This window comes from Rhodococcus sp. G-MC3, assembly GCF_030063335.1.
Lineage (GTDB): Bacteria > Actinomycetota > Actinomycetes > Mycobacteriales > Mycobacteriaceae > Rhodococcoides.
In genome coordinates this window covers 1-4,899 of the sequence record NZ_JASISW010000055.1, presented here as the reverse complement: position 1 = coordinate 4,899, position 4,899 = coordinate 1, and the positions used below count along the sequence as shown (strand labels likewise).

The 4,899-nt window shown below is 60.5% G+C and carries 4 protein-coding genes and 2 pseudogenes; all 6 read right to left on the bottom strand.

The annotated features are described in order from the left end of the window. Positions 1 to 418: 418 nt before the first annotated feature. A pseudogene (locus QMK17_RS25920) lies at positions 419 to 619 on the bottom strand (ATP-binding cassette domain-containing protein); the annotation flags it as partial. A gap of 146 nt (positions 620 to 765) precedes the next feature. Next, on the bottom strand, positions 766 to 1,527 hold the full coding sequence (locus QMK17_RS25915; RefSeq protein ID WP_283512156.1) for an SDR family NAD(P)-dependent oxidoreductase: 762 nt from the start codon (positions 1,525 to 1,527) through the stop codon (positions 766 to 768). Between the two features lie 54 nt (positions 1,528 to 1,581). Then, on the bottom strand, positions 1,582 to 2,436 hold the full coding sequence (locus tag QMK17_RS25910; protein ID WP_283512155.1) for a sugar phosphate isomerase/epimerase family protein: 855 nt from the start codon (positions 2,434 to 2,436) through the stop codon (positions 1,582 to 1,584). A 37-nt stretch (positions 2,437 to 2,473) separates the two neighbouring features. Continuing rightward, a complete protein-coding gene (locus tag QMK17_RS25905; protein ID WP_283512154.1) occupies positions 2,474 to 3,718 on the bottom strand; it encodes an MFS transporter in 1,245 nt (414 codons plus the stop codon). Positions 3,719 to 4,172: 454 nt separating this feature from the next. After that, complete coding sequence (locus QMK17_RS25900) at positions 4,173 to 4,592, bottom strand: nuclear transport factor 2 family protein (RefSeq protein ID WP_283512153.1); 420 nt, start codon at positions 4,590 to 4,592, stop codon at positions 4,173 to 4,175. Positions 4,593 to 4,639: 47 nt separating this feature from the next. Continuing rightward, positions 4,640 to 4,899, bottom strand: a pseudogene (locus QMK17_RS25895) (VOC family protein); the annotation flags it as partial.

Sequence of the window (4,899 nt, the reverse complement as noted above, 5' to 3'; positions counted from 1 at the left end):
GTTGCATCTGCGAGATGCCCTTCGTAGTGGCCGAATCTTTCCCTAGACAAGATTGATTCTTTCACCACGACAGGGCATTTCGTATTCACAACTCGCGCTCAGTTGTCACTTCATCGGTGTATTCAGGATTAGTGCCGGTGACGCCGAACACCCCGGGCCGCGTTGAACATCAAGACCACCGGAAACGTCGGATACAACTATCACTCTCTGGGCCCGGTGGACGTGGGGGGTATGACCCTCCGTCCTGAATGAGCCCAAACACGATGTCGCCCCCTTCCCGAGTCCGACGGGGTAAGGGACTTCATCGCTGCCGGTATTCACCGTCGCTGTTGTCGTCGTTGTCGGGAAGTGGGCACCGCGGAGGGTGCCGGACGCTGAACCCGTTCCGAGAGAACGCTGTCCGCGGGGCATGCGCACAGCGGCATAAATCGTGGGTGAGGGTTTCCAGTTCGTCGCCGCCGGCCATTTCTTTGGTCAGGTCGTCCAGGGGGAATTTCGTCGTAGGTGCAGTCCAGTTTTTGCCTGCCTCGGTTGAGGAGCACGAAGTGGTCGCCGACCGCTAGGCGTGGTGCGGGTTGTGGGTGATGAACACGACCCCGAAGCCTTGTTCCTTGGCGGCGGGCGCGGGCGATCGCGGCGATAGCGGTCACCACCGCGTTCGGCGGGTCCAACCCCGCCGATATGTGCCGGTGCTCAGACCCCCGTCGCGTCAACAGATACCCGTAGTTTCTCGGTACGTCCGGGGCAAACGGCCATCCGCGAAGATCAAATCGCGGTGTACCCGCCATCGACCGGAATAGCGGAGGCGGTGATGTAGCTGGAGTCGGGCCCAGCCAGGAAGGCGACGACCTTCGCGACCTCGTCGGGTTCGGCCTGTCGCTTGAGTGGATGCAGATCGATCAAGTTCTGGAGGTAGGCGGAGCCTTCCGGGCTGATCGACATAGCAGCTGTGGACATTGGCGTACGTGTGGTTCCGAGAACTATTGCGTTGGCACGAATCCCGTCAGCCGCGTAGGTAACTGCGTCTGTCTTGGCCATCATGATGACAGCCGCCTTCGTCGCGTGGTAGAGCGGAATGTCTGCGTTGGCGGCCACTCCGTACGTCGAGGAAATGTTGACGATGGATCCTCCGCCCTGTTGGCTGAGCATGCTTTGGATGGCGTACTTGGAGCAGAAGAAGGTGCCTTTGACGTTGACCGCGAAGACGGTGTCGAAGTCGTCTTCGGTTGCTTCGTGTGTGGGTCGGGAAGTACCGGTAACGCCTGCGGCATTGACCAAGATATCGACGGGTCCGAGAAGTTGTTCGATTTGTTCGAAGGCTGCGTGGACCTCGTCGTTGCTCGTGATGTCGACACCGAGTTGGATTGCTTTCCGCCCCTCGGCCGACACGAGGGATGCGATGTCGTCAACCGAGTCGCGGTCGAGGATTGCAACTGACGCGCCTTGGCGGGCCAGCTCCCGGGAAATTTCGGTCCCGAGTCCACCTGCGCCGCCGGTGACTACTGCGACTTTAGTGTTCAGCTTCATTTTGATCTCTTCTCGTGTTGGCACTGATGTGGCCGTTCGCGTGCAGAGGTGGGCTCAGCGGTCGTGGACGCCGATCTCCAGTACTTGGCGAACCGAGGTTCCGAGCGCGCGGCCGGCGTCCGTCGGGCGCATCGCATCCAAGTCGTCGGAGAAAATCTCCGGACCTGCGGAGCCGAGCGAGCCGCGGTTTCTGACCACGGTCAGTACGCTTCCCAGATCGAGGGTCCCATGGCCTGGAAGCTGTCGCTTGTGCAAGGTGAGGTCCACCAGATCCGCTCCGGCCGGTGCGGGGAATCCGTCTGCGAGCTGCACATTGACGGTGATATCGTCCGGAATCCCGGCGAGTAGGTCGAGATCGGATCCACTGTGCGCGAAGTGCCAGGTATCGAGCATCAGTCCGCTGTTGGGTCTTTGTGCGCGATCGACTATGTCCCAGGCTGCAGCGAGGTCGGGTACGCCCCAGAACGGCATGAACTCGAGATTGACGGGGATTTCTCGGATCAACGCGGCGTCGCACAGCTCGCCGAATCCCCGCACCAGGGTGTCGTGCGGCACGGCATCATGATCGAAAACGGCTACGGCCAGAATGGATCTGAGGTCGAGTGAGTCGACGAGTTGAAGACAGTCGTCGACAGAAAAATCGAATCGTGCAATCAGGTTGTCATCTGCGCCGGTAGGTACCCGAATGGGTGCCCAGCCTGTGACCGTATCGAGGTGCAGATCGAGGCCGACCTCACTCGCCAGACGTCTGACGCCCGTCGCACCAAGGTCGCTGATCGCCACGCGATAAGCCGCTGGCGTCAGCGCGAGTGAGTCGAATCCAGCCTCGGCGGTGGTCTCGAGTTGTTCGCGGTAGCTGAAAGTGCGCACACTTCCCTCCCACATGATCAACTCCGTGGGTGAATTCACAGCTTTCTCCTTCTTTTCAGGGTGCTCCGAAGCGGAGTCACTTCTTGGATTGCGACCCGACTCTGTCCACGCGTGAACCAGGGACGATGGCGTGCCGTCGGGCGAGCAATGCGATCGCAAACACGGCTGCGATGACGAGAAGGGCGGCCCACGGGAACACCCCCGCGCCGGTGGCACCGAGCAGTACTCCGCCCGTGGTGCCCGCACCGAAGATCGCAAGATTGGCGGCGACAGTCAGCATAGAATTGGCAACGTCGGCATCGGGTCCTGTGGTGTCCGCTAGTGCTGTTTGCATCAGCGTCGAGGCTCCTGCGAACGTGCCGCCCCACAGGACTACCGCGATAAGGAGGACCACGGTGTTGCCGCCCGCGATTCCGAGGGCGAGAGCCGCAGTCGCGAACGCGGTCAAGCTGGCCAACACCATTTTTCGCAAGGATCGATCGATCACTGTGCCGGTAAGCACGATTCCTGCGAGCGAGGCGATACCGAAGACGGACAGGACTATCTCGATACGCAACCCGGCGTTCACGGATACGAGGAACGGCGCGATGTAGGTATAGAGCATGTTGTGGGCGAGGAACCAACCGAAGACGATGAAGAGTATCGCCGCAACTCCCGGGGTAGCAAACACCCGGTGTAGAGGTGTTCGGGTTTGCGGTGGCTGCCCCGGAGCATCCGGAACAACGACGATGATCCACGCGATGAGGACAGCGGCAAACGCGGCCAAAGTCAGAAATGCCCATCGCCAGCCGAACATCGAGCCCAGGTATGTGCCGAGGGGAGTGCCGATGGCGAATGCAATGGTGGTGCCCGACATGGCAATTGTTAACGCTTTTCCTGTTTTGGCTGCAGGGGAAATCTTGCGTGTGTAGCCCGCCAACATTCCCCACAACACTCCGGAGAATGCGCCGGCGACGAAACGTGCCACCAATGTGACAGCGAAAACATCGACGGAGGCTGTGATGACGTTGGCGAGGAGCATTCCCGCCACGACAGCGAGAAGTATCGGCTTTCGCCGCATTCCACGGGTGAGTGCGATAGCGGGGATTGCCGCGATGACGGCTCCGAGCGCATAGGCGCTCACCATCTGCCCCGCTGCCGAGCTACTGATCGAGAGACCCGACGAGATTTGCAGGAGCAGTCCCGCTGGGAGTGTCTCGGTCACGATGGTGAGCAGCGCAGTCGCTGCAAGCGGGAGAAGAGCGGCAATGGGCAGGGAATCAGCGTTCGTCCCACGGCCTAGATTCTGTTTTCCTGGCGCGGCTTGACGTGGAGTGGTCATTGTTGTCCTCGTTCTACATGACGGGTGGTATCCAGCGGGGGTCTCCAGAGGGCGCGACAGATCCTGAGACGTCGTCGAGAATTTTGGTCGAGCGACCGACGCTCAGATGGCCCTGGAAGGGTGCTGCGAAGATGACACACAGCGAGACAGTCGAATATCGACCGCTACGGGAGGGGAATTGAAGGTGGTGGTGCCGAATCGACGTCATCGTGGAAGCGGCTGGCACCTCGTCGCGCAGGCTTCTGAGATACGCAACGAGGAAAGGACGCCAGTAGCGCGCACGGCCGATCAGCGAGCAGCAGTTGGCCAGTGGGTTCCGGAGGTCAGGCGGGCGGCAGGTCAGCGATTCGTGGACCGACTGGCCGTCCGCCTGCCTCCGGAAGCGGACGCTGTAGACGAAGTGACACGAGCTAAAGCGCTCGCTTTGCCTCTGGCGGTACGCGACTTTTCTTGGCTAGCCTGCAGCTGTCGTGATGGGCACTGTGTCCCAATGGAAAGGTTGAATTTCCAGGATGCGTCCGTCACGAACAGTGATCATCTGCAGCAGCGGCCAGGTGATATCCGTTCCGGTGCGTTTGGCGCGGGCAACCACCGTCGATCGCACGAAGATGTGGTCCGTTCCCGACGGGTAGAAGGTGGGGTTCTCGACAGAGAGGGAGGCCCATGTGTCCCCGAAGGCCGCCATCCACCGCTCGAAGCCATCGTGACCGTGCCATTCTCCGGCATACGGCAGCGAGTCCGGTTGGTGCATAACGCATTCTGGATGCAAGGTGCTGGCAATTTCACTGAAATTCTTGCCGTCTGCGGCTAAATACCTCTCTTCCGCTGCATAGAATTTCAGCAGAACCTGCTCACAATCGTTGCTGTTGGTCATCAGTGTCTCTCCTTGCAGTTTGGGCCAGCTAGCGGGAAGTCGAACTCTCAGGCACTGTGGCCGTGGATCATCAGACTTGCGAGGTCGTCGGGTTTGATGAAAGAAGGAGGGGGCGGCGGGCCCCACCGATAGAGTCCGCGCGCTCCTTCCAATTCCTCGGGTGTCCAGAGCGCATCCTCCGCGATGAAGTCCATGTCGCTGTGATATTCCGCGAAGTTGCCGGCAGGGTCTTTGAAGTACCAGAAGAAATTGGATCCGGCGTAGTGCCGGCCCAGTCCCCAGACGTGGCGTTCGGGGTGGCCTTCGA